Source organism: Chroococcidiopsis cubana SAG 39.79, from assembly GCF_003991895.1.
In the GTDB taxonomy this organism is placed as follows: domain Bacteria; phylum Cyanobacteriota; class Cyanobacteriia; order Cyanobacteriales; family Chroococcidiopsidaceae; genus Chroococcidiopsis; species Chroococcidiopsis thermalis.
In genome coordinates this window covers 26,914-51,725 of record NZ_RSCK01000039.1, presented here as the reverse complement: position 1 = coordinate 51,725, position 24,812 = coordinate 26,914, and the positions used below count along the sequence as shown (strand labels likewise).

Sequence of the window (24,812 nt, the reverse complement as noted above, 5' to 3'; positions counted from 1 at the left end):
CTGGTGGTTGACAATTATCAGGGAGCAGGGGTCGAGAGTTGGGAAATTTTGAATTGCTCTCCTTGTCTCCCTTATCCTTTCCCTAACTCCTCACTCCTTCTTACAGCATTGCGATCGCCATGATTCTGTGTATTGGCAATATTCTTAACCCTACAGAGCTAGAAACGACGATCGCCAAACTGGAGATGGCTGAGTTCGTGGACGGTAAAGCTACAGCTGGCTGGCACGCACGCCAGGTCAAACACAATACCCAACTCCCCCAGGGATCGCCAGCACTGGCGATCGTGCGAGATATCATCGATGCAGCTTTACAGCGGCACGCCTTATTCCAAATGGCGGTGCGTCCCTATATCGTTCGTCCGGTAACTATCAGTCGCTACGATATCGGCATGTCTTACGGCACTCATATTGATAATGCGCTGATGTACGATCCTTTCATGCGATCGGACGTATCAATGACAATATTTCTCAGTGACCCCACCACTTACGAAGGGGGAGAACTGATAATAGAGAGTACCCAGGGAGAGGTAGCATTTAAGTTGCCGGCGGGGTCGGCGATCGTTTATCCTTCATCAACGTTGCACCGCGTGGAAGCCGTGACTCAAGGCGTGCGCCTAGCAGCAGTAACTTGGATTCAAAGTTTGGTACGCGATCCTCAGCAGCGAGAAATTTTGTTCGATCTCGATACGGCACGTCAAACGCTGTTTGAAGCCTCCGGCAAAACGCCCGTATTCGATTTAATTTCTAAAAGCCATGCCAATCTTTTGCGCCAGTGGACGGAGTTTTGAGCTAATGCAAAAAATTTTTAAAAGTCTGTACCTATTAATGACATTATTATTATTAAATCAAAATTGCGATCGCGAGAACGTAAGCTAGAAGGATTTATGAGCAAGATGACTCGTCGCACCTTTTTGGGTGCTAGTGCTGGTGCTGCGGCAACTGTGACAATCGGGACGTGGGGGCTGGGAGTGTCAGCCCAAACAGGTGGTAATCGAGTAGTCAATCTCTATTCAGCACGTCATTACGATGCAGATAGTGAAATCTATCAAGCTTTTGCAGATGCCACGGGAATTCAGGTGAACCTAATTGAAGGCGAAGCCGATCCGCTGATCGAGCGGATTAGAAGTGAGGGAGCCAATAGTCCAGCAGATGTTTTGGTGACGGTTGATGCAGGGCGTTTGTGGCGGGCAGAACAAGCAGGGCTGTTTCAACCTGTCAAATCGGCGCTCTTGACCAAGGCTATTCCCAAAAACCTGCGTCATCCCGATGGTCTGTGGTTTGGCTTCTCGAAGCGGGCGCGGGTGATTATGTATGACAAAACTAAGGTAAAACCAGCAGACCTGTCCACATACGAAGACTTGACAAACCCAAAATGGCGCGGTCAAATTTTAGTACGACCATCCAATAATGTTTACAACCAATCCTTAGTAGGTTCGATTTTAGCGGCTAATGGTGAGTCCAAAACGGAAGCTTGGGTACGGGGGCTAGTAGCAAACTTTGCTCGTCCAGCTCAAGGCAACGATGTCGGACAAATTCAAGCCTGCGCTGCTGGGGTGGGGAGCTTAGCAATTTGCAATACCTATTACCTAGCACGAATTGCAGCTTCCGATAAACCTGCCGATCGCGCCGTTGCTGAAAAAATTGGCGTGTTTTTCCCCAACCAAAAGGGTCGCGGCACTCACGTCAATATTAGCGGTGGTGGATTGGTCAAGACCTCTCCCAACAAAGAAAACGCAATTAAATTCCTCGAATTTCTGGCAAGTTCTCGCGCTCAGGAAATTTTTGCCAAAAGTAATCACGAATATCCAGTCGTAGCAGGTGTAGCAGTCGATCCGATTTTGGCAAGCTACGGAAAATTTAAGGAAGATTCGCTCAATGCGGCTGTGTTTGGTCGCAATGGTGCAACAGCTCTACAAATTATGGATCGAGCTGGGTGGAAATAACGCGGGTAGCTTTGTAGGGACGCACAGCTGTGCGTCCCTACAGATCGTCTGTTTTACCAATTGCAAACCGCTATCAATCAATCTGTACAAAAAGAAATCTGCTTGTCGTTAACCGAAACAAGTTTATCCAATCGAATTTCTATACCATTATTCATCCTCAGAAAATCAGCTTGGTTTGCAGCATAAACATCCACAATCAGACCTTCAATTTCAACTGATTCACCAGCTGCATTACGATATACAATCCGACATGATTGGCGCAAGGTTGCTAATGCTTCTAGCTCATCGTGAAACCCGCAATCAATAAGAATATATTTGTCCACGATCCTTTGATTATATGGCGTACGAGTTAAAGGTTTAGCTAGGGGTTGAAATGCTAAGTCGGTTAACGATGTAACTTGGGGTCTTTTCTTTCAGTGTTAGATTACTTCGGGTGTAAGTATGGTCGGCAAACAATAGCCATCAATCCGTACAATACTTCTCAAATGTATAGCTGCTATGGGGTTTTAGTCGCTAAAACATTAAACAACAGAACTCATGTTTATGTCTGTGGATTAGTTTTAGACTGTGCCACAAACGCTGCCATCAACATTTTAAAACTAAATACCCAGGGGCGCTAGGAATCTCAAGCCGATGGAGAGGAAACCTTTACTCTGCTTGCAGCAAACCTGGTACAAGTTCTCGATGTGAAGTAGGAATCCCCCGCGCGATTCGGTGGGAGCGTCAACAAAAAGAATACATGACTCATGCTGCAATGCATATGTTAATTTAACCGGTCATGGCAATTAACTACTAACTAACGGATTTCAACATTTCTGGTAATCTCAGAATATAAGTAAAGCAGCAGGGTCAGTGTAGTATTGGTATGAACTTTGACCAAGCACTTGAAATAACCAACAAAGTTGTGTTTGCCCAGTGGGGCAGACACCTGAGTGACGTGGAAACTGCTATTCTCATAGGTGCTTGGCAAAGTCAGACCTACGAGCAGACGGCTGAGGCTGCGGGTTATTCTGTCAGTTACTTGACACGCGATGTCGGTCCCAAATTCTGGAAGCTCTTGAGCAAAGCTTTAGGAGAAAATGTCAGTAAAACTAACTTTCGCGCTGCCTTAGAGCGTCAGTGGCGCGAGTCGATGCATGAATCTCAGGGACAAAAAGGAAGAGAGGTGCAAAGTGCATCCATTAGCCCCAAGCCTGACTTTTTAGAATTTCCTGACGGACCAGTACCGCTTGATTCTCTGTTTTACATCGAGCGTCCGCCGATTGAAGAACTTGCCTATACCCAAATTAGCAAACCTGGAAGCTTACTGCGACTTAAAGCTCCCAGGCAGATGGGAAAAACATCCTTGATGCATAGAATTTTGGCTCATGCCAAACAGCAGGGGTTCCACACCGTGCTGTTAAGCTTGCAACGGGCAGACAATAGCATTTTCACGTCCTTAGATAAATTCTTACGCTGGTTGTGTGCGAATGTTAGTCGTCAGTTGAATTTAGAGCCGAGGCTGGATGACTATTGGGATGAGGATATTGGCAGTAAAGTCAGCTGCTCGATATATTTCCAAGAATTTTTACTGGCAGAGATTGACTCTCCAATGGTTTTGGCTTTGGATGAAGTCAATCGAATTTTCGAGTATCCTGAAATCTCTAGCGATTTCCTACCACTGCTGCGCTCCTGGTATGAAGATGCCTCGGAATTAGAAATCTGGAAAAAACTCCGACTGGTGGTAGTTCATGCTACGGAAGCTTATATTCCTTTAGATATCAATCAATCTCCTTTTAACGTCGGATTGCCAATTAAATTACCAGAATTTAGTTTGGCGCAAGCGCAGGAGTTGGCAGTACGTCATCGTCTGGATTGGAGTAAGAGCGAGGAGGGGGTGAAAAATCTAGCTCTCTTGCTAGCAATGGTGGGGGGACATCCCTATCTGATCCGCATTGCGCTCTATCATTTGGCACGCCAGGAGCTGAGTCTAAACCAACTCCTACAAACTGCTCCTACAGTTTCTGGAGTCTATAGCGATCGCTTACGGGGTTACCTGGCGAATCTCCAAGAGCATCCCGAACTAGCGACAGCATTCAAGCGAGTCGTAACATCCAATGAACCCGTGCAATTAGAAGCGATCGCTGCCTATAAATTAGAAAGTATGGGGCTAGTCAAGCTGGAGGGAAATTTGGCAACGCCAAGCTGTGAGTTGTATCGATTGTATTTCCGCGAGCAATTAGGCTAAGCCTATGAACGCATACGAATATCAAGTTGGTGGCAGTCTCAAAATGGATGCTCCTAGCTACGTGGAGCGACAGGCTGACGCTGAACTCGATCGTGCTTTGCTCAGAGGCGAGTTTTGTTATGTTTTTAGCTGCCGACAAATGGGCAAGTCTAGCCTGCGGCTAAGAACTCGGCATCGCTTAGAAAAAAGAGGTTTTAGTTGTGCCTCAATCGACATGACGCGGATCGGCAGCGAAAATATTACTCCCGCTCAGTGGTACAAGGGTGTGATGGTCGATCTATTAAGAGGCTTCAATCTCTTTGGCAAAATCAATTTCAAAGCTTGGTGGCAAGAACGAGAAGATTTATCTCTCCTCCAGCGATTCAGCCAGTTTATCGAAGACATTTTGTTAGTCCAAATTAACAACGAGAAAATCTTTATTTTTGTTGATGAAATTGATAGCGTTCTAGGACTTAATTTCCCAACTGAAGATTTTTTTGCCTTGATTCGAGCTTGCTATAACCAGCGAGCGGAGAATCCAGAATACAATCGCCTCACTTGGGCGCTATTTGGGGTAGCAACGCCTTCAGATTTGATTGCCGATCGCCATCGTACCCCATTTAATATTGGTAAATCTATCGATCTGCATGGCTTCGATCTATCAGAAGTACAGCCGCTAGCATCTGGCTTGGAGGATAAGGTAGCCAATCCGATATCTGTACTTAAAGAGATCTTGGCTTGGACGGACGGACAGCCATTTCTGACTCAGAAGCTCTGTCAAATTGTCATTCACGAAAGGATGAGTGGGAGTCAGGACTTACAAAAACCTACAAGTCTAGAAGGCGGAGATCGTTTCAAGTTAGATTACCATCTGCCGATCGTTAATTATCATCTGATCCGCTTTTATTACCAATTCCCACCATTAATTTTAGAAAAGCTGGTCAGAATCCACATTATTGAAAACTGGGAAGCGAAGGACGAGCCAGAGCATTTGAAGACAATCCGCGATCGCTTGCTGCGAAACGAACAGCGTGCTAGTGCTTTGCTGGGCATCTATCAGCAAATTTTACAAGGAGTTGAAATCCCCGTAGATGACTCTCAAGAGCAGATCGAGTTGTTGTTATCGGGTTTGGTTGTCAAGCACCAAGGACAATTGCAAGTCAAGAACCGCATCTATCGAGAAGTATTTAATCAAACTTGGGTAGAAAAACAATTGGCAAAACTGCGCCCCTACTCCCAGGCGTTAGATGCTTGGTTAATTTCACAAAGGCGCGACTCCTCGCGGTTGTTGCGCGGGCAAGCCTTAGTTGAGGCTCAAGCTTGGTCGCAGGGTAAAAGCTTGAGCGAATTGGATTATCAGTTTTTAGCCGCAAGCCAAGAATGCGATCGCCGAGAAGTTGAGACGCGATTGGAAGCAGAACGGACTCAAGAAATAGCAGCGCGATTGCTGCAAGAGCGAAAAGCTGCCAGATTCCAAAAGTTATTTTTAGGCACTTTATGTTTGGTCTTGGCGATCGCTTTAGGATTGGGGCTAGCAACTTTCTTTCAATACCGTTGGTGTGCGGTCGGGCTTCAATCGGCGATGAACTGAGAAAAAATTCTGATAAAATTCAATCATTGCTAATCTTGCAAAGTTCAACCTGCCCGCCTTGAAAGACCTGCATCGTTAGCTGATAACCTTCCATCAACGACATTCCAACGAGTGGTTCTGAATCAGCTTCGTCTACTGGAATTGTTAGCAGCGTGCCATCCCAAATTACGACTGCTTCATAAACGTTGAATACACACTCACTGCCATCTCCAAGAATTGCTCGTCCTCGTCTCTTCCATCTCAATTTCAACTCAGCAATTAAATCGGGAGGCAATGAAAGCCAACCATTAAATCCTGTGTCTACGATCGCATCTTGGGCGAAGACTTTGCCATCAGAGCAGCGAATTGAAAGTGAAATAATCGGTTCAAATTCCTTGTTAACTACTCCAATAATCACATAGTTCTCCGGCTACGCCCACCGAATCGACGGACATAGCGAGAGCCAATGCGGACAATCCAAATTTGAGCATCTGGACGACGAGCTTCGAGGCGATCGCAGGCTACAATCTCACTCGTATCAACTTCAAAGTCTCCGGTTTCAATATCGATAGCTGCAATTTTGCCGTAATTACCTTCCTCGACTTGAGGACGCACCTGAGATTCATAAATCTCATCGCCCCGTCGAGCATACTCTTCTTTGCTGTAGCGGGGTTGTCGCACTGCCATTGGCTTGACCTTTCAATATTACCTTTGCATTTTAACCTGGGCGATCGCCATCTGTGCGATCGCGAAATTGCGTTACAAAAATTCGCTCAAATATTAGCTGTCTGGTTGTAAATAGTTATTATTGCTAGTTTTTTTAGTTCTCTTACCAAAAAAAAACTATAAATTTCGACCTGTTTTTTTAGCATTTGGTATTTTTTTAGCTGAGTTGTAGTTTGATGTTTTACAATTTTATAGAACTTATTAATTGGGTACGTACTTGGCGATCGCGACACACGAACTTTCGCTGGCGATACCCATTCATAACGATCGCTCTCATGGCGATCGCCATTGCCTGCACTAACAGCACTGAAACAAACTTATCCTCAGTCAACGAGTCTTCAAATGAAAGTCAAGTCTTGAAAGTCTGGTGGGATAAAGGCTATACCTTGGAAGAAGATGAAGCGTTGCAACAACTTGTGAGCCGCTGGGAGCAACAAACTGGCAACAAAGTCAAGCTTTCTTTCTATAACAACGACGAACTCTCGCAAAAAGCTCAAAGGGCAATTCAGGCGGGAAGTCCGCCCGATATCTTAATGAATGATAATGCCGATCGGGTGCTAAATCCGCGTTTGGCTTGGGAAGGCAAATTAGCAGATGTCTCCGATGCGATCGCGCCAGTGAAGCAGTTTTATCCCGATACTGTATTAGCCAGTGTTTATTTTTATAACAACCTTAAAAAACAGCGCAGCTATTACGCAATCCCCATTCATCAGGGTATACCTCATATTTTTTACTGGCGCGATCTACTCAAGTTAGCAGGACGGAGCGAGCAGGATATTCCCCAGGATTGGGATGGCTTCTGGAAGTTTTGGCAACAGATGCAGGATACTCTGCAAACCCAACACAATCGGAAGATTTATGGAATCGGCTTTCCGATCTCAGCTGGAGTTGTAGATACCTATGAAATTTTTGAACAAATTTTAGAAGCCTATGACGTTCAAATTCTAGATTCTCAGGGTCAACTGCGCGTTGACGATCCCAAAGTCCGCCAAGGCATTATCAAGTGTATAGATTGGTACACTCAATTTTACAAACAGGGCTATGTACCACCAGAGGCAATCAACTGGCTGAACCCAGACAATAATCGCAGCTTGCTCAATCGCCTGATCGTTATGACTCCCAATAACTCCCTCTCGATTCCTGCTGCTGTGCGCCAACAACCAGACGTTTACCGCTATAAGCTCGGCACAATCGGATATCCTAATAAACCTAGTGGCAAGCCAATGCGTTATTTAGCTCTAGTTAAGCAAGCGGTTGTCCTAGCCGACTCCAAGAACCAGAAGTTAGCCAAGGACTTTCTTGCTTATTTAATCCAACCGGAGATCATCGGAAGTTTTCTCAAAGCTGCGGGAGGGCGTTTTTTGCCAGTCCATAAACTCGTCTGGAAAGACGCATATTGGACAGACACGAGCGATCCTCACATCTCCACTGCTGCCAAGCCAGTCATTCAGGAACAAACGCGCCTGATTGCTACTGCCCAAAACCCTGCCTACAGCCTAGTTCTCAAGGAAAGTATTTGGAGTAAGGCTGTTAATAAAGTTGTTGTCAATGGCGTTGCTCCCGAACAAGCCGCAGATGAAGCGATCGCCCAAATTAAGCAAATTTTCGCTCAATGGCAGTGAGTAAACAGTGACCAGTTACCAGTTACCAGTGACCAGTTCTGACTTACGACTTAAACGTCGCGATCGCTTGAGGTTGAGCCGTTGCTACAAATTTCTGGCATTATTTCTCAGCCTCACAGGTGTTGCTTGCACTCAAAACTCTCAAGAACAAAACTCTAAAGTCAGTGTATCTCCAGCTAGCAGTTCCTCTATTGAGAGTAAAGCGTTAAATATTTGGTGGGATAAAGGCTTTACTTTGGAAGAAGACGAAGCACTGCAACGAGCTGCGAGCCGCTGGGAACAACAAACTGGCAACAAAGTCAAGCTGTCTTTCTATCCCACCGACGAGCTACTACAGAAGGCGCAAAGGGCAATTAGGGCAGGCAAGCCACCCGATATTTTAATGAGTCATCGTGCTGGGGAGGAGCTAAATCCGCGTCTGGCTTGGGAGGGCAAATTAGCAGATATCTCAGAGGCGATCGCACCAGTGAAGCAGCTTTATCCCAATTCGGCACTACAAGCTGTTAATTTTTATAACAATACAGCTAAAAAGCGAAGTTACTATGCCGTGCCAATTTATCAGGCAACTATCCACATCTTCTACTGGCGGGACTTGCTAGAACAAGTAGGTTGGCACGAACGGGATATTCCTAAAGATTGGGATGGCTTTTGGGATTTTTGGTTGCAAGCACAGCGCGATCTGCGGGCAAAGCAAAAGCGGCAGATTTACGGTTTAGGCTTTCCTTTCTCGATGGGAGCGGTGGAAACCTACTTCTTTTTTGAACAGATTTTAGAAGCCTACGATGTCCAAATTCTCAACTCCCAAGGTCAACTGCGCGTAGACGATCCTAAAGTCCGTCAAGGTATTGTTAAGTGCTTAGAGTGGTATGCCAAATTTTACAAACAGGGCTACGTGCCACCAGAGGCAACCACCTGGTCAAATCCAGATAACAATCGCAGCTTGCTCAACCGCGTTGTGCTGACGACACCCAATTTGACGCTTTCAATTGCTGCTGCTGTGCGTCAAGATCCAAATGTCTACCGTTATCATCTGGGTACGATCGAGTTTCCCAATAAACCTAGTGGTAAGCCAATGCGTCTGTTGGTTACACTGAGGCAGGCTGTTGTATTTAACCAGTCCCAGCACCAGAAATTAGCCAAGGACTTTCTCGCTTATTTAATTCGACCAGAGGTAGCTGGAGAATATTTCAAAGCTGCGGGAGGACGTTTTTTGCCAGTCAATCGACAAGTTTGGCAAGACCCTTTCTGGACAGATCCAACAGACCCCCATATCTCGACTGCCATGAAGCAACTGATCCAGGGTCAAACTCGCCCATTCTATCACGTCCAAAATCCCGCTTACACCTTAGTTGTGGCGGAGAATCTTTGGGGCAAAGCTCTCAATCGCATAGTTGTAGACCGCATATCTCCAGAGCAAGCAGCGGATGAAGCGATCGCGCGGATGAAGCAAATTTTCGATCGGTGGCAGCGAATAAACAGTGAATAGGGAGCAGGGAGCAGGGGGGGGAACAAGGGGGACAAGGGGGACAAGGGGGACATTTCCAACGCGGCCTTGGCGGATTTGGCATTATCAAGTGGGGGGAACAAGGGGGACAAGGGGGACAAGGGGGACAAGGGGGACAAGGGGGACAAGGGAGCAATTCTAGCCAATAGTCACCAGCCACTACCAACTACCAATTACCCATTACCAATTACCAATTACCAATTACCAATCCAAAATCGAGTGACTTAATCTATGAAGTCTTGGAATCAACACCTGACTGCTAAAGTCGCCAGTTCCTTCTTAGTTCTATCCCTGGTGGCTGTTGGCGTGGTGGGAAGCGTTGCTTTCTTCAGTGCTAGAGAGGCTCTCAAGCAGGCTGCTTTCAATCGCCTCAGCGTTGCTGCTACCCTGAAAGAAGAAGAAATTGGGCGTTGGTTTGAAGACCAGCAACGAGATTTTCTCCTTGTAACTCAGCATCCAGAACTACAAAGGAATATCAAGATATTACTAAGTGGCAAAATCACCGATCCGAATTATCTTGCCGCTGACAAAATTCTCTCCAATTATCTCATCAGTGTCACCCAAACCAAGCCAGCTTTAAGAGAAATTTTCATCCTCGATCGCAGCAATCAGATCGTTCTCTCAACTGACAAGCAGCGCAAAGGTAACTACGAAATTCTAGCTAACGTTAGCTATTTTGAACGAGTCGAGCTAAAAGATACTTTCGCTCCGATTTTCTACGTTTCACCCGTCACTGGTAAACCGTCAGTTACCTTGGCAACACCTCTACGCGATGCAGCAGGAGTGCGCCAAGGCATTGTTTTAGCTCACCTCAACTTAGACCGCATCGATCGAATCGTCCGAGAACGCACGGGCTTGGGTAATAGTGGCGAGACATACTTAGTCGGCTCTTTGGTATCAAAAAACGCTTTTATCTCCAAAGCAGAGAAAACTGAAGCACGGGAATTTCCAGAAGGAATTAGCAGTCAAGGCATTGATGCAGCGATGAGTGGTGTCAGCGGCTCTGGACTTTATCGCAACTATGCCAAACTGCCAGTTATTGGTGTCTATCGCTGGCTGAACGAGCAAGATCTGGCTTTGTTAGTGGAGATGCAGCAGGAAGAAGCTTTTGCCCCTGCTCGCCAACTGGCAGGAACAATCGTACTCGTAGGACTAGCATCGGTAGGTTGTCTGTCGATTGGAGTGTATTGGCTAACGCGACAGTTAAAAATCTCTCGCGAGCAGTTAGAGAATTACAGCCATAAATTGGAACAAAAAGCACAAGAAGCTGAAGCTGCCAACCTTGCCAAAAGCGAATTTTTGGCTAACATGAGCCACGAACTGCGGACTCCACTCAACGCCATTCTTGGTTTCACCCAACTGATGAGCCGCGATCGCTCGCTCAGTGCGGCACAGCTAGAAAATTTAGACACGATTAATCGCAGCGGCGAGCATTTGTTGACCTTAATTAATGATGTCCTGTCAATGGCTAAAATTGAGGCGGGGCGCACAATTCTCAATGAAAATAGCTTCGATCTCTACGAATTACTAGATTCACTTGAAGAGATGTTACGGCTCAAAGCAGAAGCCAAGGGCTTACAGTTGATCTTTGAACGCACCCCTGAAGTTCCCCAATGCGTACGCGCAGACGAGAGTAAATTGCGCCAAGTCTTGATTAATCTTCTGGGAAATGCAATTAAATTCACTCAAGCAGGCGGAGCAATCTTGCGCGTGAGAACGAAGCAGGACAAGCAGGAGGTATCTCAGTCACCACCTACTACCTGTACCCTACACTTTGAAGTTGAAGATACTGGTCCTGGCATTGCAGCATCAGAGTTGGAGAGATTGTTTAAACCCTTTGTCCAAACGGAAGCAGGGCGAAAATCTCATGAAGGGACTGGTCTAGGCTTAACTATTAGCCAACAGTTTGTGCGCCTAATGGGAGGAGAGATCGCGGTTAGCACGACTTTGGGTCATGGCACGATTTTTAGTTTCGAGATTCCAGTTAGCCCCGCAGCAGTGGTGGAAGTGCCGCCTCGACAGCACTATCGGCGAGTCATTGGACTCGCGCCCGACCAACCGAAGTATCGTATCTTGGTAGTTGAAGATAAATGGGAAAACCGCCAACTTCTAGTCAAGATGCTGGAATCAGTCGGCTTCGAGGTGCGCGAAGCCGAAAATGGTGAAGAAGGAGTGGCAATTTGGGAAAGCTGGCAACCACAATTAATCTGGATGGATATGCGAATGCCAGTGATGGATGGCTATGAAGCGACTAGACAGATTAAAGCCCATCTAAAAGGTCATGCGACGATTATCATTGCTCTAACAGCAAGTGCCTTTGACGAAGAACGCGCTGTAGTTTTATCTGCTGGGTGTAATGATTTTGTCCGCAAGCCCTTGCGGGAAGAAGTTATCTGGGAAAAAATGATGCAGTATTTAGGGGTGCGTTATATCTATGAAGACACCCAGCAGGCAGCTATTCCCAGCCAGCTAGAAGAGAAAGAACCCTATGCGCTGACAGCCCAAAGCTTGAGAGTCATGCCTTCTGAGTGGGTGGCGCAACTACACCAAGCAGCACTGCGGACTGATGAGAAGCTGATTTTCGATCTTCTAGAACAAATTCCACAGGATTATGCTCCTATGGCAACTGCTCTAGCCGATTTAGTAAATAACTTTCGTATTGATAAGATTATCGATCTAACGCAACTAGATTCAGCATGAATGACGATCGCGCTCAGGAGCCTAAAGCGAATATTTTAGTAGTTGACGATAAGCCGGATAACTTACGACTTCTATCTGCGATGCTATCTCAGCTGGGGTATGAAGTCCGTAAAGTGATCGACGGAAAAACAGCCTTGATGACCGCGCAAGCTGCCCCGCCCGATCTAATTTTGCTTGACATCATGATGCCAAACATGAATGGCTATGAGGTCTGCCAACACCTGAAAGCTTCGCCAACAACCCGCGATATTCCGGTAATTTTTATCAGCGCCCTAGATGAGGTCATCGATAAAGTTAAAGCTTTTGCAGTCGGGGGAGTTGATTACATCACGAAACCCTTCAGTGAAGAAGAAGTTTTTGCCCGCGTAGAGAATAATCTGACGCTGCGGCGGTTGCAACAGCAGCTGACAGAGCAAAATGCTCGCCTGCAACAAGAAATTTGCGATCGCCAAAAGGCAGAATCAGCACTATGGCTGAGTCAGTTTTATTTAGACAAATCTAGAGATGCAATCTGTATCATTAATGCAGATGCACGGTTTGTCTATGTCAATGAAGCAGCCTGTCGCATCCTGGGATACTCCCGCATCCAACTGCTAGATATGGCTGTTTGCGATGTCAATCCCAATTTCCCAACCACAATCTGGCAGTCACATTGGCAGGAAATTCGGCAGAAAGGCTCCTTCACCTTTGAATCGACCTCACGGACTAAAGATGGTCGGGACATCAGCGTGGAAATAACTGCTAATTATTTAGAGTTTAACGGTCAAGAGTACAACTGTGCGATCGTGCGCGATATCACTGCTCGCAAACAGGCAGAAGCAGCATTGCTTGGCAGCGAAGCGAAGTTTCGCCATTTGTTCGAGTCTGCGCCCGTAGGGATTTTCTCTCTACGCCTTTTCGATGGTTCGCTGCTGGATGCTAATCAGCAGTTTGGGCAAATACTCGGTTATACTTGTGCCACAGCTATTGGCACAGATGCGATCGCGCAAAAATCTGTAACTGACTTTTTGAGCGATCCGACTGCCCAACAGCAGATCTTGGCAGCAAAACAGGCGGCGGGAAAAGTCTGCCAGTGCCAAATCCAGATCCGCAAACAAGACGGAACGGTAATTTGGGTGCTATTAGCACTACGAATTGATGCAGCAGAGGATTGCTTGGTAGGCGCGATTGCAGAGATTAAAGATCGCTTTTAGGGACAAACAAAAGTCAACCTGAGATTACCAGAGATTTTAGCTCCTCAAGGTTTCCTTAAGAATTTCAAGTTCCTCAAAACAGCAACCACTTGCAGCTTTTCAACTGCGATCGCCGATCCGTAAGTATCGGTCGATATCTCTGTTGTCCTAAGATTAGGACTCAAGCAAGTCCAGAGATTTCCTGTAATGACAAATACAATCTATCAAATTACATTAATGAACGAAAGGTATGCAGCAACAGCCTCTAAAAAGGTAAGTTTGCAGTAGATCATCTGCAAGAGTTCTAGCAATAAATATAACTCTCATTTGAGAGCTGGCGATCGCGCAGCTTGCATTTGTAACACTGCCTGCCTTGACGCTGCCCGTTCTTGACCGTAGCAATTGGAGCTGGAGTTGAGGCGTATTCTTTATTCTAGCGAAATCATCATTACCCTTTCAGCAACGCCAGGAGTCACAAATGCAAGTTGTCACATTACCTTTAGAACCAAAATTCGATCCCAGCCAAGGGATCGCGCTCAAAGATCTAGCTCAGATTTGGCAATGGCAGTTGGCATTTGACTATCCTAATAGCAGTGTGGCTACCAAAGAGAGTATTGTCTGCTGGCTACTGGGAAACCGTTTGGAACATTTAGACTCAGAGCAGTTTAAACTCGTACAGCAAGGGATAGCTTACCGCTACCGGATTTTGCAGAATCGTTACTTAGGACAAGCACCAGAACAAGGCTATCGCCGCCTCTTGACCCGCTTGGGTAGCTTAGTCGTGCTGCAAAATAAAATCCGCATGATGGTGGCTCTGGGTCGCGATCGTCGTTGTCAAATTAGCGAAGTATTGCAAGAGTTTTTGCAAGATTTACTGCAACGCGATTGTTACCTACAACAGCAAATAACAGCGATCGCTGAATGTACGGATGACCTTCGCTTGCGAAACGCCTTACTATTTACTGCGATCGAAGAATACTGTTTGCGACCAGTTCGCAATCAACCGCTGATTGTCTATCGCTTCATCAACTATATGCGTCGCTATGCACCAGGAGGAGTGACGCAAGTACCGAACAACAGTGAGATTCGGATTGTTTTTGCTCAAATTCCTACTGAAGATAGCGATCGCAGCTTCAACTTGCTAGATGTACAAGCGATCGGGCAATACAAGGAACAAGAAGAAGCCGCAGCGCAACAGAGCGAGCGGGATGAAGTTAAACAGCAGCTATCTCAATATCTAGAACAAAAGTTGGGACATTCAGCTGTTCAATGGTTAAATTTATACCTCCAAGGACAATCGCAGCAAGCGATCGCTTCTCAGTTAAATTTGACCGCTAAAGATGTTTACCGATTGCGAGAAAAAGTTTGCTATCACGCTACGAGGCTTTTTCAAAAAGGAAACAGGAAATAGGAGACAGAAGATTGGAGAATTCAGAATTAATGTTCGATTTTTGTAGGGACGTACGGTTGTGCGCCCCTACGACTCCTCTAGTTTATTACCTGAGATTACCAGAGATTTTAGCAGCAGATATTACTACCGAGCTTAGAGTTTCTTTAAATTAAGCGCGATCGCTTCTCAAAGTTTTAGTTAGTCAACCTGTATTTTTCTGAGATTTATTTATGAAATTCCAGAGAATTTCTGTAACGACAAATATAAAATTATAAATTAACTTATTAAGTAGAAGGGTTGCTAAAAACTATAATAATTACTTCGACTTGAAAATAACCAGAGGTCACAACAAATGTCTGGCTTTACTATCAGCTTAACTCATTTCAAATGTAATCTATTGCGATCGCCATGCCAATGGCTTGACTCTATTGAAATTCATAACTCCAATCTAGCTCGATTGCTGTGCATGACGATCCCTGCTCGTTGTCCCTTTGAGCGAGAAATCAAACTTTGCGATCGCACTATTTTCCGAATTCCGCCTCTATGCAAATTGAACCCTTTCTACGAACAAATAATTGGTCTACGCTTCAAGTGCTTGTCCTATTTGGCAGATAAATGCGGTGAAGATGTAGCCGTCTATTGTTAGTAAGTTCGAGCCTAGATGAAATATGCGGAAAGTTCTCTACATATTAATTGAACGAAAGGATCGGGAAAAACTTATATCGGATGAAGAAATTCTTCAGGCGATCGAATTGTTACGACCTGCTGCCTCAATTTAAATCATCTCATCAAAGTTGTTATGTCGCTTGCGATCGTGGAAACCCTTGCAGATTCCCCTCTCACCCCAGAATCACCGACTGATACCAATCTTCGAGTCTTGGCTTGCTTGGCAGAACGCAATGTGACGTGGCGTTATTCACTGCTATCGCGCGATCGCCTGCGAGCAATCTGTACTTTTGATGCCCCCGATATAGAATCTGTCCGAGAATCCTATCGCAAAGGTGGCGGCATATTTAGTCGGATCTGGGCTGGGGAATTGATTCAGCCACAGGACATTCAACCACGGCGCAATCCATCAATGCTCAAGGTGATTGAAAGCACCTATCCCCCGTTCGAGCAGGAGGAGTGGAACAAAATCAGCAGTAGAACCTTAAGCTGTTACGCCCACCGAGGAATTGAGTGGGTGCGATCTTACCTGTCGCTCGATCGCACCCGCGTTATTTGCGAATTGAACGCACCTGATACCCAGTCCATTCGGGAAGCTCAGCACCAAGCTGGAGTTTCTTTCGACCGCGTCTGGTCGGCAACGATCGTCAAACCGTAAGAGCATGTCCTCTGAGAACATTATCATTCTACTCACCTCCACTGGCACTTGTTAACGATTACTGACGGCGACACACCAACAGATACAGAAAGTATGGCGCGCCCACTGCTGCTGTCACTACGCCACTATTGCGCGTTACACCCAAAATGAAAAAGACCGTGCGGCACTACGCCGCCACGCCGACATGATTTTGCACGACAGTTGCGAAGCCGTTTCCCAGGAGTTGAATCGAAAAGATATTGAACGGCGATATCATACAGTGATGAAAGTGCTTTAGATCGCAAGTGGCGATCGCCGCAAAATCCTCTCATTGGCAGAAGCAATATTTTGCCAACCAGCTCAGCCTGAAGAAAGAAATGACTTGCAATGCAGGTGATTTGCGCTCTCAGATCTGAGGAAAATGACTTTAACAACACATGTTTAGAATTTTGTTTGCAGTTGCCGAGCCATCAACATCTAATTTTAATCTTGTTTGGTTATCGGCACTATTTGCCCTGATTTTGGCTCTAGTGCATCTGTTTTCCAGTAAACTCCGCTTTCTCGAAAGAACTCCTCGTAGTATTTGGCTGTCTGTAAGTGGCGGTGTTTCAGTTGCCTATGTCTTCGTCCATATCTTGCCCGAATTGAGTCAGGCACAGGAGACAGTTAAAGGTACGGTAGGCAAGGCACTATTATTTCTAGAACATCACGTATATCTTTTAGCACTATTAGGATTAGCCGTGTTTTATGGCTTAGAACGGGTTACTAAAGTATCGCGCCAGCGCAACCGCAAAGCAGGTAGGGGAGATGTTGCTTCATCGGGTGTTTTCTGGGTGCATATTGCCTCGTTTGCTCTCTACAATGCCTTAATTGGCTATCTGCTCTTGCATCGAGAGGAACCAAGAGTTCAAAGTTTATGGTTTTTCTTTATGGCAATGGCTTTGCATTTCATAGTCAATGACAATGGATTGCGCGAACATCACCAGCGTACCTATGAAAAAACTGGTCGCTGGATACTGGCAGCAGCAATTATTTGTGGTTGGGCGATCGGGCTGGGAACTCAACTGTCTGAGGCGGCGATCGCGTTACTCTTTGCTTTTCTCGCCGGAGGAATTGTACTTAATGTTTTGAAAGAAGAACTCCCAGAAGAACGCCAAAGTCGCTTCTGGGCTTTTGCCCTCGGTGCAAGTATATATTCTGCGCTTTTAGTTGCACTGTAATGTCGATAGCCTGTTGTCGATCGCGAGTACGGACACTGAAACGTGTTAGGCTATTGGTGTTTCGATCGCGACGCGCGCTGTTGAATTTAAAAATTCAACTCACACAGGGATTAGGTGATGCAATTTCACCTTGACGTTACAAAGTTAATCATCGAGCTAGAGCGGGTGCAAGAGATGAAAGGCAGCAGAACTGTTTGCACGGCTGTGTCTCCACCTTAATAAGTGAATTTTCAGAAACGAGCGATTAAAAGTCACAACTGGGTCAAACAATCGCCGACGGTATTTAATCTTTAAGTCATCGAGGACTTTTTGAATCTCTGAGTGGGGCAATAGGTTTTGAAACGGCAGTCCCAGACTCTGCTTAAATTTCTGAAGCGAGAATTTCCACACGATTTGTCACAGTAGTAGTCTTATCAGCTTTCAAGTACTATCGATAAGTATTTTATGGGCTTGAAAGCTTTTTCTACCTTGAGAAAAACATTTTGGACAATCCCGGCACTATGACTGCATCTATGAGCTGCACTTGCTTGCCTGCAATACCTTGACTGGTCTCCCAGAGCCGAACCACTCAAAAGCCTGCAACGCTTCTCGATGGAGCTTGGTATCTCAACTACTCTGACAACGGTTATGGTAGCTGGGATGCGACATACAACAGATATGGCGATACTAATGACGCTCCCGTTCCTGCCGACGATGATGGCGATGCTAAAGCCGACCTCAGTGTTTAGGGTAACAATGGAGCTTAGTATATTGACTACTTTGCACTTTAACCGGCTTTGCAGATAGCTGAATCTAAGGCTTGAGTAGTAGGCGAACAAAAATGTACGTGCTTGTTCGACTTTACCTAAAAAGAATCAAGCAAGGCAGGTGTTGAGCCAACGCTTAAATGCTTCCTTCGTCTACGTTTTGGGCAAGTGCGTACAAGCATCTTTCCATTGCTACTAAAACCCTAACTCAGCCGTTTCAGCAAGGTTTCAGCAAGATTCTATGGTGCGGTTACATGCTATCCATTCTTTATTGCAAGATAGCTTTCCTAGTAGCGGTTTTCAATTGGATGCAATGCACGTCTGGTAGGGGCGCACAGAGAAAGTGCCCCTACAAATGTCATCCACACAACCGAGAATTGCTATAAGACTGCAATAGACACTATTGACAAACTTTAGAGACATATCTGCCTGACTTATATCTAAAGAAGTAGCTGATGAAACTACTATGTTTATAAGGTTGCTTGAGCAAGAGTGTCTTAACTAAGCTACTGACAAAACTCTAAAGTTAAATTCAGGGTACGCTCGTGCAGATTCAACAAAAATTAGTTAAAAAATATATAGTAGTTCTAAATAATTTGTAAAGTAGGCTTCTAGCCTGCGGCAGGCTAGAAGCCTGTTTCACGTTCATGAATTAAATAGGATTGCTATACATAGCTATCTAAATTAAAGTATTCGCAAACTTCAGAGACATAACTATTTTCGTTACGTCTAGAAAATTTGTCTTAAAACCTTGATTTAATCAATTTAATCCTTCACTATGAAAGCAAGATTAAGCAATCTCTGGCTGAATCTCACTCAAATTTACTTCGAAGTACTTTCTTGAGGAAAAACAAATGGCTAGAATCACAATATTGGAACTGAGTTTTGAGGATTCTCAACTATCCCGAAACTCCAACAGCTTTCTTAACGACTTAACGGCTGGAGAAATAGAAGCTGTAGTAGGTGGTTCAGTTGCTGCTTCAGTACTAGCAAACATCGAAGATCTTGTTACAGATTTCGATGCTCAAATGGAGCAGTTGTTTGATAGTTGGGGTCAGCAATTTTCTACAAATACAGGATCGAGTTCTTCTACAAACACAACTCCAACCTCCGATAACGGTTCCAGACGTTCTAGGGTTTATGGAACTTACGGTGCATACTCTTAGGGTTAGTGACTCACGCCTAACACATACAGCTAAGCTAGCGCTCAACTAAGACATTTGGTGAACAGGATGAATAATGGTTAATTCAAGAGTTTATAAACTCTTGAATTAACCATTATTTTTATCATAGAAAGATAGAATCAATATTGAATTATACATATTAAATTAACACTTAAATATAAAAATAAGTACTATTGCACTTACAGTTGGGATACTCATACTGACATTAATACTGTAGCACTTCTATTTCAACGGGATTTCTAATATCTACTCAATGGAACTGATTAGTAGGTATTAGTACCACCTATGGTTGATTTAGTCTATGCAGATTGATATTCTTGGAGTATGAAAGCGTTTAGGTAGGGAAGATGTCATCTACCAAGTTATTTCTTGAGTTGTTCTAAGAGCCTCATTCAGAAAATTGGTAGACGCAATTACCTGATTTATGTCTAACAGAGCAATTAAAAAAACACGTAATTTTGAATGTAAACCGCCAAAAATAGACTGACAGAAAGACTCTTTTTAAGTCGCAGAAACCCGTTAACAACCCTTGATTTTCTAAAGTTATTGCTCGATTATTGAAAGTAACGATTAGGCAAGCAAAAGCTGAATCGCACTACTCTAGAAAATGGTGAGGAACACAACAAATGGCTAACATCACAATCTCTGAACTGCGTCCTGCTGGCTTCGATCTATTCCAGGACTCCGAAAGCTTTCTCAACGATCTAACCGATACAGATTCTATGTCTGTGCTGGGCGGTTCAGAGAACGGTTTTAACGATTCGCAATACGCTTATCATGCAATTGTAGACATCGCTGTCATCCACCATCTATCGTTTATCGCAGAGCTAGTAGGAAGCCTAGCAAGTAACGTTGGCGGCGGTGGTGGCAACGGCGGCGGTAAATAGAATGGATTCATGAGTTGAGTCCCAATAGTTACTAGCTAGTCACCGACTAAGTTCCTGTTATCGGTTCATTCATTCTTCACGCTGAAATCACTATTCTGCATCCCTATGGGATGGCTGACCGATAACAGTTTTTTGTTGCTACTTTAAGCATCGCATTAAGGGTTAGATGAAAGTAACGACTAGGCAAGCAAAAGCTGAATCACATCACTCTAGAAAAATGAGAGGAATATAACAAATGGCTAACATCACAATCTCTGAACTGCGTCCTGCTGGCTTCGATCTATTCCAAGATTCCGAAAGCTTTCTGAATGACCTAACCGATACAGATTCTATGTCTGTGCTGGGTGGTTCAGAGAAAGGTTATAACGATTCGCAATATGCTTATCATGCAATTGTAGACATCGCTGTCATCCACCATCTATCGTTTATCGCAGAGCTGGTAGGAAACCTAGCAAGTAACGTTGGCGGCGGTAACGGCGGCGGTAAATAGAATGGATTCATGAGTTGAGTTCCAATAGTTACTAGCTAGTCACCGACTAAATTCCTGTTATCGGTTCATTAATCCTTCACGCTGAAATCACTATTCTGCATTCCCGTGGGATGGCTAACCGATAACAGTTTTTTTGTCGCTACTCTTAAGCATCGCGTTGGAGTTCAGAAGCGGTAACTTGAAGACTTGCCGGACATAATTACAGGAATTAGGTCTGAAAAAGCAGTTGAAAAAATTTGATTTTATGGTGTTCATCCCGAAAAATTGTAATTGAGAGTTTTGGAAAAAACACTAATGGCTAGGATTAAAATTTCCGATCTGCAACCTGCTGAATCTGAAAGTTTCTTCACTGAGCTAACTGATGCAGACTTGGCTATACGAAGTGGTTCAGCTAATGAATTAAATCAGTTACTTTCGGCTGTGCTGATTGTATATGCTATTAGTCAAATCGTGTCCCTAGTGCAGAGTTTTTCTTCTACCAACCAAAATAGCGGCACTCCATTGAATAATATTCTAAGTAATATTCAAGGAAACAATGAATTATGACATTTTTATTAAGCTCTCAAAATGTTTTCGACTATTTGATTAAGCAGGGACTCTGTACTCAAGAAGATCGATCTTCGAGTAAGATTGAGAGAAAAACTGCCAAAAATTTTAATTTGTTACTCACTCTGCCAAGGGGTCGCCAACTTTTAGTTAAGCAAGAACTGCACGACAGAGAAGGGAAAACTGCTAGAGAGTTTCTAAGAGAATGGCGAGTTCAAGAGTTTTTACAACGATTCCCAGAACATAGCTATCTGCGCACTTGGCTTCCAGGGATACTCCATTTTGATGAGAGACATTCAATCATTGTTTTTAATTACCTCACAGACTATCGAGATCTCATAGATTTTTATACTAAAGAGAATATATTCCCAACTACGATCGCAACTTCAATCGGAACCCTTCTGGCTACTATTCATCGCGTGACTTTAGACCGTCAAGACTATCAAGAATTCTTCTCCCAAAAGTCAGAGGATGAATCTATTAATCAGGCTCCTCATCTCATTCGTGTCTTAGACCGGATCGGTCCTGAAGTTTTTGGTCTAGTTCCCGCAGATGGGTTGAGATTCTTTGCACTCTATCAGCGCTACGATAGCTTAGGGCAGGCGATTAAAGAGCTTAGCGCTGCTTTAGAGCCTTGTTGTCTAATACACAACGATCTCAAGCTAAACAATATCCTACTATCCAACAGTTGGGAGCAAGCTATCTCGACATGCTCTCCCCTTAATTCCCTTGAAGTCCGAGCGGTTAGAGAGGATGGCATTATTCGTTTAATTGATTGGGAGCGCTCCACTTGGGGAGATCCTGCTTTCGACTTAGGAATGCTCATCTCTAGCTATCTACTAATCTGGCTATCTAGCTTAGTTACTAGTAAAGCGATCGCGATCGAAGAGTCTTTACGCCTTGCCATGACTCCCCTTGAGGAACTGCAACATTCGATTGCTGCTCTGACTAGCGCTTATTTGAGTCACTTTCCAGAAATTTTAGAGCGTCGTCCTGATTTTTTGCAGCGCGTCGTGCAATTTGCTGGTATGTGCTTGATTAATGCCATTCAGGCAAGACTCCAGCACCAAAAATTCTTTGGCAATCCAGGTATTTGCATACTCCAGGTTGCCAAGTCTTTGCTGTGTCGTCCAGAACAATCAATGCTGACTGTTTTTGGCTTACCAGCGTCGGAATTTCTTCGCTTTAGCTATTCTTCCGTTTGAGTATTTTAGTTGTAGGCAGACTGTTATGCAATTGCTGGATTCGGCGCAAAATCAACTATCGGACTTTGAGACCGATAAACTACTGGCTGCTCTTCATGACATTGTCCGCAAAATTCAAATTGAGTCTACATTCTGTATTCGTCATCTAGATTACCAAGCTTGGCAACTTCCGGCTGATAGATTACCGCGTTTTCAACAACTACCCTTAGAGCTTCAGACTAAGTACTTAAGCCAGCAGCTGTGCGGTTTTCTCTACAGCATCTATTACAACGGTTCTCTCAAATCTGCCTTGGCTCTAGACGCAGATTCAGTTGGTGTAGAACTGCACCAGAATCTAGAGAATAATACGTTTCTGGGAGTGGACTTGGAATTTTATCAGCGATTGCACTCTAGCAACAGCGGTAAAGGCTACTTTGACCCTGGTTGGCAAGTGCTAAGAGAGGAGAGTGATGGCAGCCTAGCAGTGAAAAAGACCGACTTGACCCTGCATATCGAACGCGATCGCCATTTACAACCAGTGGAGCAATCTGCAACCGTTGGAGACTCAGTGGCAATCCTAATGCCGCGCAACCTAGTGCAAAATGGATTCTACATGGCGGTAGGCGATGCAGGTCCGACCAGACTCGGCAATATAGTACGCATCTACTTCAATCTCAGTTCCGAAGGTGCGGTTGTAGTTATGGGCAACCTCACGCGGCAGCTGAATGACATTAATATTCCTTTCAGCTTCAAGGTGCTATACAATCCCCCAGATTACAAGCGCTATGATTCAGGAGTACTCTACTTTGATAAAAGTAACTATGAAGATGTACAACCACTATTGCAGGCTGTTTATGTAGAACACCAATCGCATTTTCAATCAGAAGTGCCATTGTTTACCAAGCTTTTAGCACCCGGACTCGCTCTTGCAGAAGAACCAAACCGCAAATTTTCTGCCCAAGAAAGCTTTGGTCTGAACCGTTGTAAAATCGTTGCCAATGGCTTACTCGAAGCTTGGCAACAACAGGACAGTTCGACCGAAGGTCGGATGGCATCTATCAGCAAACACTTTTCATTGCAAGAAATTGATTTGCAGCGTCCTTACCTTAATCCTAAATCTGAGGACATTTACACTCCATTAGACTGGCGTTACATAGTCATCAAATAATTTTTCTAAGTTGAGTTTAGTTCCAAAAATCAAAAGTTTCTCTTCATAAACTAGCTTCTCTTGCTCAGATATTAGCCTGCCACTTAGGGGGCTTTTTCTAGCTTCAAACACTCTGTACTAATAACGAATACGGGCATTTAGAGTAGATTTAGCAATAACGGTAAATCGAGAATTTTTAGAAAGCACTACATAACTTTACCATATGTCTCCTAAATCTAGGGTTCTCGGCTTTTTACCTAATTCAAATATTGGCAGCTAACTTTCCGATCGGTAGAGGGTAATAATGAATACAAAAGTTTGGTTAATTCAACCTCAACCATGCTTACCAAACATCAATTTAATCGAACTTTCTAAGCAATCCTTTGGTAACGCTTTTCTCAAGGCTGCTCAAGTTTTATGCCAACAGCTCGAACAGATTGAATTAATTCTAGGAACCACTAAAGACTTTACAAAAAAGCTTTTTAACTTGGCTATTTTAGGTTTATTTTCCAAAATGCACCGCATTTACTATTCTTACATTTTACTCAAAATCCACCAAGACGAAATAGGAAGTCAGTTCTTACTCGAACATTTAGTTGAAACTGCTGTTACGCTCACATACCTGCTTGAAGGAGCAGGCGAATATGTTGTTTCTGAGTATATTTCTGCTTCGTTATACCAGGCTCAGTCTTTATTAGTTGACGTGAAAAAGCAATTACAGAAAGTTCCTAATCATCCAGATTTATTAATTTTAAAAGATGAACTTGAGGCTTTCATTGCTCAACAGCAAGAGCATGATGCTGAACCTGAGTTTCCTACTGATTCAGAAGCATACTTGTGGGGACCCCAAGAAGCAGATACTACCTTTAAGCGTGGAGCAATTGTTGGATTGAATTTTCTCACTAATCCAGCTCGACAAATAGCTTTAAAGATTGTACCAGCAAGCTGGCTAGATCTTCAACTCAATTATTTGAATTCCTTTACCACAAGCTCTTGTACTAAAGTCAATCCCGAACCCAACTTCACATGCGTGCGCGATGCTACCCATTTATGCTTGCACGCTACTCAAAGTTTCCTTGAGGAAGCGATCGAGCACCAGAATATCAATTACCCTGGCATAAAACATCAGCAAGAGATCCTTAATCTGCTGTATGAGTGGTTCCACAATGCTCACCATGTCTATCAACTGCACTAGCGTGCAATAATTCAGGAGAAAAACGACTGCGATCCACGTTTTCAATCTCGATCTTCTATTTATAACTCAGTGAGGCA

24 protein-coding genes are annotated in these 24,812 nt (G+C 44.4%); 21 read left to right on the top strand and 3 right to left on the bottom strand.

The features are described from left to right. Window positions 1-119: 119 nt before the first annotated feature. A complete protein-coding gene (locus DSM107010_RS21075; RefSeq protein WP_106166871.1) occupies window positions 120-788 on the top strand; it encodes a Fe2+-dependent dioxygenase in 669 nt (222 codons plus the stop codon). 96 nt (window positions 789-884) lie between these two features. Further along, window positions 885-1,943: a Fe(3+) ABC transporter substrate-binding protein gene (locus DSM107010_RS21070; protein WP_181245347.1), complete on the top strand. Its 1,059-nt coding sequence runs from the start codon at window positions 885-887 to the stop codon at window positions 1,941-1,943. 77 nt (window positions 1,944-2,020) lie between these two features. Here DSM107010_RS21070 and DSM107010_RS21065 read toward each other — a convergent pair whose 3' ends face one another. Then, window positions 2,021-2,266: a hypothetical protein gene (locus DSM107010_RS21065; protein ID WP_106166872.1), complete on the bottom strand. Its 246-nt coding sequence runs from the start codon at window positions 2,264-2,266 to the stop codon at window positions 2,021-2,023. Between the two features lie 93 nt (window positions 2,267-2,359). Here DSM107010_RS21065 and DSM107010_RS43045 point away from each other — a divergent pair, with 93 nt between their 5' ends. The 3 genes from DSM107010_RS43045 to DSM107010_RS21050 all read left to right on the top strand — a co-directional run bounded on the left by DSM107010_RS43045 (window position 2,360) and on the right by DSM107010_RS21050 (window position 5,740). After that, entirely contained in the window at window positions 2,360-2,563 is a 204-nt protein-coding gene (locus DSM107010_RS43045) for a zinc ribbon domain-containing protein (RefSeq protein WP_158631832.1), read from the top strand. 245 nt (window positions 2,564-2,808) lie between these two features. Next, window positions 2,809-4,170 (top strand): AAA-like domain-containing protein, encoded by a 1,362-nt coding sequence (locus DSM107010_RS21055; RefSeq protein WP_106166874.1) that lies wholly within the window; start codon window positions 2,809-2,811, stop codon window positions 4,168-4,170. Window positions 4,171-4,174: 4 nt separating this feature from the next. Then, window positions 4,175-5,740 (top strand): AAA-like domain-containing protein, encoded by a 1,566-nt coding sequence (locus DSM107010_RS21050; RefSeq protein WP_015155278.1) that lies wholly within the window; start codon window positions 4,175-4,177, stop codon window positions 5,738-5,740. A 19-nt stretch (window positions 5,741-5,759) separates the two neighbouring features. On the opposite strand, the gene DSM107010_RS21045 is transcribed toward DSM107010_RS21050, so the two are convergent. Together DSM107010_RS21045 and DSM107010_RS21040 are read right to left on the bottom strand one after the other, a co-directional pair. After that, a complete protein-coding gene (locus tag DSM107010_RS21045; protein WP_106166875.1) occupies window positions 5,760-6,137 on the bottom strand; it encodes a clan AA aspartic protease in 378 nt (125 codons plus the stop codon). Then, the gene (locus DSM107010_RS21040; protein ID WP_106166876.1) at window positions 6,134-6,406 is read right to left on the bottom strand and encodes a hypothetical protein; all 273 of its coding nucleotides are present in this window, start codon (window positions 6,404-6,406) and stop codon (window positions 6,134-6,136) included. The genes DSM107010_RS21045 and DSM107010_RS21040 overlap by 4 nt, the downstream gene beginning before the upstream one ends. A gap of 314 nt (window positions 6,407-6,720) precedes the next feature. Between DSM107010_RS21040 and DSM107010_RS21035 the strand changes: the two genes are divergently transcribed. The 16 genes from DSM107010_RS21035 to DSM107010_RS20955 all read left to right on the top strand — a co-directional run bounded on the left by DSM107010_RS21035 (window position 6,721) and on the right by DSM107010_RS20955 (window position 24,735). After that, complete coding sequence (locus DSM107010_RS21035) at window positions 6,721-8,067, top strand: ABC transporter substrate-binding protein (RefSeq protein WP_106166877.1); 1,347 nt, start codon at window positions 6,721-6,723, stop codon at window positions 8,065-8,067. Between the two features lie 28 nt (window positions 8,068-8,095). Next, window positions 8,096-9,553, top strand: a complete 1,458-nt coding sequence (locus tag DSM107010_RS21030) for a sugar ABC transporter substrate-binding protein (RefSeq protein WP_106166879.1) — start codon at window positions 8,096-8,098, stop codon at window positions 9,551-9,553. Between the two features lie 75 nt (window positions 9,554-9,628). Continuing rightward, window positions 9,629-9,799 (top strand): hypothetical protein, encoded by a 171-nt coding sequence (locus tag DSM107010_RS38615; protein ID WP_158631831.1) that lies wholly within the window; start codon window positions 9,629-9,631, stop codon window positions 9,797-9,799. A 3-nt stretch (window positions 9,800-9,802) separates the two neighbouring features. After that, a complete protein-coding gene (locus tag DSM107010_RS21020) occupies window positions 9,803-12,271 on the top strand; it encodes a hybrid sensor histidine kinase/response regulator (protein WP_127023841.1) in 2,469 nt (822 codons plus the stop codon). Beyond that, on the top strand, window positions 12,268-13,464 hold the full coding sequence (locus tag DSM107010_RS21015; protein ID WP_015155273.1) for a PAS domain S-box protein: 1,197 nt from the start codon (window positions 12,268-12,270) through the stop codon (window positions 13,462-13,464). Before DSM107010_RS21020 ends, DSM107010_RS21015 begins: the two co-directional genes overlap by 4 nt. Window positions 13,465-13,921: 457 nt before the next feature. Beyond that, window positions 13,922-14,854, top strand: a complete 933-nt coding sequence (locus tag DSM107010_RS21010; protein ID WP_015155272.1) for a hypothetical protein — start codon at window positions 13,922-13,924, stop codon at window positions 14,852-14,854. A 331-nt stretch (window positions 14,855-15,185) separates the two neighbouring features. Continuing rightward, the gene (locus DSM107010_RS21005; protein ID WP_015155271.1) at window positions 15,186-15,479 is read left to right on the top strand and encodes a Mo-dependent nitrogenase C-terminal domain-containing protein; all 294 of its coding nucleotides are present in this window, start codon (window positions 15,186-15,188) and stop codon (window positions 15,477-15,479) included. A gap of 153 nt (window positions 15,480-15,632) precedes the next feature. Further along, window positions 15,633-16,157 carry a DUF4242 domain-containing protein gene (locus tag DSM107010_RS21000; protein ID WP_015155270.1) on the top strand — a complete coding sequence of 175 codons (525 nt, stop codon included), beginning with the start codon at window positions 15,633-15,635 and terminating at the stop codon, window positions 16,155-16,157. A 416-nt stretch (window positions 16,158-16,573) separates the two neighbouring features. Further along, on the top strand, window positions 16,574-17,356 hold the full coding sequence (locus tag DSM107010_RS20990) for a hypothetical protein (RefSeq protein ID WP_106167081.1): 783 nt from the start codon (window positions 16,574-16,576) through the stop codon (window positions 17,354-17,356). A 1,600-nt stretch (window positions 17,357-18,956) separates the two neighbouring features. Further along, a complete protein-coding gene (locus tag DSM107010_RS20985; RefSeq protein WP_015155268.1) occupies window positions 18,957-19,268 on the top strand; it encodes a hypothetical protein in 312 nt (103 codons plus the stop codon). A gap of 644 nt (window positions 19,269-19,912) precedes the next feature. Beyond that, window positions 19,913-20,173 (top strand): hypothetical protein, encoded by a 261-nt coding sequence (locus DSM107010_RS20980; RefSeq protein ID WP_015155267.1) that lies wholly within the window; start codon window positions 19,913-19,915, stop codon window positions 20,171-20,173. A gap of 235 nt (window positions 20,174-20,408) precedes the next feature. Continuing rightward, window positions 20,409-20,663 carry a hypothetical protein gene (locus tag DSM107010_RS20975; protein WP_015155266.1) on the top strand — a complete coding sequence of 85 codons (255 nt, stop codon included), beginning with the start codon at window positions 20,409-20,411 and terminating at the stop codon, window positions 20,661-20,663. A gap of 294 nt (window positions 20,664-20,957) precedes the next feature. Further along, window positions 20,958-21,209 (top strand): hypothetical protein, encoded by a 252-nt coding sequence (locus DSM107010_RS20970; RefSeq protein ID WP_015155265.1) that lies wholly within the window; start codon window positions 20,958-20,960, stop codon window positions 21,207-21,209. Beyond that, window positions 21,206-22,414, top strand: coding sequence for a phosphotransferase family protein (locus tag DSM107010_RS20965; RefSeq protein ID WP_106167084.1), 1,209 nt, complete (start codon window positions 21,206-21,208; stop codon window positions 22,412-22,414). Before DSM107010_RS20970 ends, DSM107010_RS20965 begins: the two co-directional genes overlap by 4 nt. A gap of 25 nt (window positions 22,415-22,439) precedes the next feature. Next, on the top strand, window positions 22,440-23,561 hold the full coding sequence (locus DSM107010_RS20960; RefSeq protein WP_106167087.1) for a T3SS effector HopA1 family protein: 1,122 nt from the start codon (window positions 22,440-22,442) through the stop codon (window positions 23,559-23,561). Window positions 23,562-23,844: 283 nt separating this feature from the next. Then, window positions 23,845-24,735, top strand: a complete 891-nt coding sequence (locus tag DSM107010_RS20955) for a hypothetical protein (protein WP_106167089.1) — start codon at window positions 23,845-23,847, stop codon at window positions 24,733-24,735. Window positions 24,736-24,812 lie beyond the last annotated feature (77 nt).

Coding starts and splice junctions, on each gene's coding strand:
- DSM107010_RS20965 (WP_106167084.1), top strand. CDS start 21,206: ATGACATTTTTATTAAGCTCTCAAAATGTTTTCGACTATTTGATTAAG.
- DSM107010_RS21005 (WP_015155271.1), top strand. CDS start 15,186: ATGTCTGGCTTTACTATCAGCTTAACTCATTTCAAATGTAATCTATTG.
- DSM107010_RS21075 (WP_106166871.1), top strand. CDS start 120: ATGATTCTGTGTATTGGCAATATTCTTAACCCTACAGAGCTAGAAACG.
- DSM107010_RS20985 (WP_015155268.1), top strand. CDS start 18,957: ATGGCTAGAATCACAATATTGGAACTGAGTTTTGAGGATTCTCAACTA.
- DSM107010_RS21010 (WP_015155272.1), top strand. CDS start 13,922: ATGCAAGTTGTCACATTACCTTTAGAACCAAAATTCGATCCCAGCCAA.
- DSM107010_RS21020 (WP_127023841.1), top strand. CDS start 9,803: ATGAAGTCTTGGAATCAACACCTGACTGCTAAAGTCGCCAGTTCCTTC.
- DSM107010_RS21050 (WP_015155278.1), top strand. CDS start 4,175: ATGAACGCATACGAATATCAAGTTGGTGGCAGTCTCAAAATGGATGCT.
- DSM107010_RS20970 (WP_015155265.1), top strand. CDS start 20,958: ATGGCTAGGATTAAAATTTCCGATCTGCAACCTGCTGAATCTGAAAGT.
- DSM107010_RS20990 (WP_106167081.1), top strand. CDS start 16,574: ATGTTTAGAATTTTGTTTGCAGTTGCCGAGCCATCAACATCTAATTTT.
- DSM107010_RS20955 (WP_106167089.1), top strand. CDS start 23,845: ATGAATACAAAAGTTTGGTTAATTCAACCTCAACCATGCTTACCAAAC.
- DSM107010_RS20975 (WP_015155266.1), top strand. CDS start 20,409: ATGGCTAACATCACAATCTCTGAACTGCGTCCTGCTGGCTTCGATCTA.
- DSM107010_RS21035 (WP_106166877.1), top strand. CDS start 6,721: ATGGCGATCGCCATTGCCTGCACTAACAGCACTGAAACAAACTTATCC.
- DSM107010_RS21000 (WP_015155270.1), top strand. CDS start 15,633: ATGTCGCTTGCGATCGTGGAAACCCTTGCAGATTCCCCTCTCACCCCA.
- DSM107010_RS21015 (WP_015155273.1), top strand. CDS start 12,268: ATGAATGACGATCGCGCTCAGGAGCCTAAAGCGAATATTTTAGTAGTT.
- DSM107010_RS21040 (WP_106166876.1), bottom strand. CDS start 6,406: ATGGCAGTGCGACAACCCCGCTACAGCAAAGAAGAGTATGCTCGACGG.
- DSM107010_RS20960 (WP_106167087.1), top strand. CDS start 22,440: ATGCAATTGCTGGATTCGGCGCAAAATCAACTATCGGACTTTGAGACC.
- DSM107010_RS21070 (WP_181245347.1), top strand. CDS start 885: ATGAGCAAGATGACTCGTCGCACCTTTTTGGGTGCTAGTGCTGGTGCT.
- DSM107010_RS21055 (WP_106166874.1), top strand. CDS start 2,809: ATGAACTTTGACCAAGCACTTGAAATAACCAACAAAGTTGTGTTTGCC.
- DSM107010_RS20980 (WP_015155267.1), top strand. CDS start 19,913: ATGGCTAACATCACAATCTCTGAACTGCGTCCTGCTGGCTTCGATCTA.